This is a genomic window from Neoroseomonas rubea (genome assembly GCF_016106015.1).
GTDB classification, from domain to species: Bacteria; Pseudomonadota; Alphaproteobacteria; order Acetobacterales; family Acetobacteraceae; genus Neoroseomonas; species Neoroseomonas rubea.
Window position 1 is genome coordinate 1 of sequence record NZ_JACADQ010000449.1, and the last position, 2,661, is coordinate 2,661.

Below are 2,661 nucleotides of genomic sequence, written 5' to 3' on the forward strand. Positions count from 1 at the left end.
TGCCCCTCCGGACCTCCCCGCCAGAGGCCGAAAGGCCTCTGGACACCATCACCTGGGGTCATGCCCGACGTCCGCGTACCCCTTGCCAGGTTTCGGTTTCCAAAGGCCTTTCGGCCTTTGGTGGGTCCAGGGCGAAGCCCTGGCGGGGCCCGGGGCGGAGCCCCGCTTGTCTCACGCGCCCGCTTCCCCCATGTCGCCCGCATGGAACACCCCCTCCGCGTCCAGCCCGACCCGACCGACCCGCGCCTGACGCGCCGCGTCGCCGGCATCGACCAGACCGGCGCCGCGATCGAGACGAGCGTCACGGTGGAGCGCCCGCTCACCCTCTACCTGAACGGGCAGGAGATCGTGACGATGATGACCATCCTCGATCGCCCGGAGGACCTCGCACTCGGCTACCTGCTGAACCAGGGGATGCTGAAGCCGGACGCGGAGGTGACGGGCGTGGACTACGACGACGATCTCGGCGTCGTCGTCGTGCGCACGCCCGAGCGCACCGACTTCGAGGAGAAGTTGCGCAAGAAGACGCTCACCTCCGGCTGTGCGCAGGGCACGGCCTTCGGTGATTTGATGGAAGGCTTCGCGCAGGTGAACCTCGCGAAGGCGGAATTGCGGACGTCCTGGCTCTATCGCCTGCTGCACCGGATCAACACGCTGCCGACGCTGTATCTGGAAGCGGGCGCGATCCATGGCTGCGCGCTGTGCGTGCGCGACCAGCCGGTCGTCTACATGGAGGATGTCGGCCGCCACAACGCGGTGGACAAGATCGCCGGCTGGATGTTCCGCAACCGCGAAAGCCCCGACGACAAGATCTTCTACACGACCGGGCGCCTGACCTCCGAGATGGTGATCAAGACCGTCCGCATGGGCATCCCGATCCTCGTCTCGCGCTCGGGCTTCACCGCCTGGGGCGTGGAACTGGCGCAGGAAGCCGGGCTGACGCTGATCGGGCGCTGCAAGGGCAAGCGCTTCGTCGCGCTGGCGGGGCAGGAGCGGATCGTCTTCGACGCGGACCTTGACTACGTGCCCGAGGAATCCGCGAAGCACTGGCGCAAGAACAGCGCCGAGGCGATGGCGTCCAATGAAGGCTGACACGCTCGGCATCGTGCTCGCCGGCGGCCTCGCGCGGCGCATGGGCGGGGGTGACAAGCCGCTGCGCACCCTCGGCGGGCGACCGATGCTCGATCACGTCATCGCGCGCCTCGCGCCGCAGGTCGCGGCGATGGTGCTGAACGCGAATGGCGATCCCGCGCGCTTCGCGCCCTATGCGCTGCCCGTGGTGGCGGACGGGCTGCCGGACCATCCGGGCCCGCTCGCCGGCATCCTCGCGGCGCTCGACTGGGCGGCGGCGCATCGGCCGGACCTGCCCTGGATCGTCTCCGTGCCCGGCGATTCCCCCTTCATCCCGCGCGACCTGGTCGCAAGGCTGCACGCGGCGCGGCAGGAGGCCGGCGTGCCGCTCGCCTGCGCGCGATCCGACGGCCAGGCGCATCCGCCGATCGGCCTTTGGCCGGTCGCGCTGCGGGAGGATCTGCGCGCCGCGCTGCTGGCCGGGGAACGCAAGATCGACCGCTGGACCGCCCGCCATGGCTGCGCCCATGCCGACTGGCCGACCGACCCGGTCGATCCCTTCTTCAACGCCAATGCGCCCGAGGACCTGGCCGAGGCGGAAAGCCTGCTGGCCCGGTTGCAAAGCGCAGATCGCGACGCCATAGGAACTGAACAGGCTTCGGTTGAGGAAAGGGCCACACCATGAAGGCCATCGTCTCGGGGATCACCCTCGCTATCATCATCGCCGTCGGCGCCGCCTTCGTGCTGGACAGCAAGTTCCAGCGCACGGCGGAAACCGCCTTCGCGACCACGGGCGCGCGGCTGTAGCGCCAGCCCATGGCCCTGCGCCGCATCCCGGTGGTGGATGCGCGCGGCGCCACCCATCCGGCCGCCTTCGCCGCGGCCGCGCTTGCGGACGATGTCGGCGCCATCCTGCGCGGCGCGCGTGGCCAGTATGGCGGCGCCGGGCTTGCCATTGGCGATGCCGTGTCGCGCCGCTGGCTCGCGCGCAACGCGACGCCGTTCGCCAATGAGGTCGCCGCCGTCGCGGCCACGGTCGGCGCGCCCGGCGCGCACCTTCTCAACCTCTCCTTCGAATGGGGCTGCACCTGCGGGGTGCTGGACGCGCCGGCGCCGGTGCTGCTGCGCGTGCTCGACTGGGGCAACCTCGCGGGGCTGGGGGAGACACTCTGCGTCATCCGCCAATCCGGCCCGGCGGGGGAGTGGCTGAACATCGGCTGGCCGGGCCTCGCGGGCGCCATCACGGCGCTGGCGCCGGGGCGCTTCGCCATGGCCATCAACCAGCCGCCCTTGCCGCTCACGCGGATCGGCGCCGCGGCCCGGCGGCGCGGCCTGCGCAGGACGGCGCTGCTGGCCGATTGGGCGGCTTCCCGCCCCGCCACCTGGCGCAGCCGTGAATTGCCGCCGGCCCATCTGCTCCGCATCGCCTGCGACACCGCGCCGGACTACGCCGCGGCGCTGGCGATGCTGCGCGACACGCCGCTCGCGGCGGCGGTGACCTTCACCATCGCGGGCGCGCGGCCGGGCGAGGCGGCGGTGGTGGAGCGCGCTCGCGACCACACCGCGGTCCGCGGCGGCCCCGGGCTGGCG

At 71.9% G+C, this 2,661-nt stretch carries 4 protein-coding genes; all 4 read left to right on the plus strand.

Annotation, left to right across the window (positions count from 1 at the left end):
* Positions 1-201: 201 nt before the first annotated feature.
* Positions 202-1,092: a formate dehydrogenase accessory sulfurtransferase FdhD gene (gene fdhD / locus HW577_RS23450; protein WP_198378521.1), complete on the plus strand. Its 891-nt coding sequence runs from the start codon at positions 202-204 to the stop codon at positions 1,090-1,092.
* A complete protein-coding gene (mobA, locus tag HW577_RS23455; protein WP_198378522.1) occupies positions 1,082-1,756 on the plus strand; it encodes a molybdenum cofactor guanylyltransferase MobA in 675 nt (224 codons plus the stop codon). The genes fdhD and mobA overlap by 11 nt, the downstream gene beginning before the upstream one ends.
* Positions 1,753-1,878 (plus strand): hypothetical protein, encoded by a 126-nt coding sequence (locus HW577_RS26990; RefSeq protein WP_269769594.1) that lies wholly within the window; start codon positions 1,753-1,755, stop codon positions 1,876-1,878. The genes mobA and HW577_RS26990 overlap by 4 nt, the downstream gene beginning before the upstream one ends.
* 9 nt (positions 1,879-1,887) lie before the next feature.
* The coding region (locus HW577_RS23460) for an Ntn hydrolase family protein (RefSeq protein ID WP_198378523.1) at positions 1,888-2,661 on the plus strand (774 nt) is incomplete at its 3' end.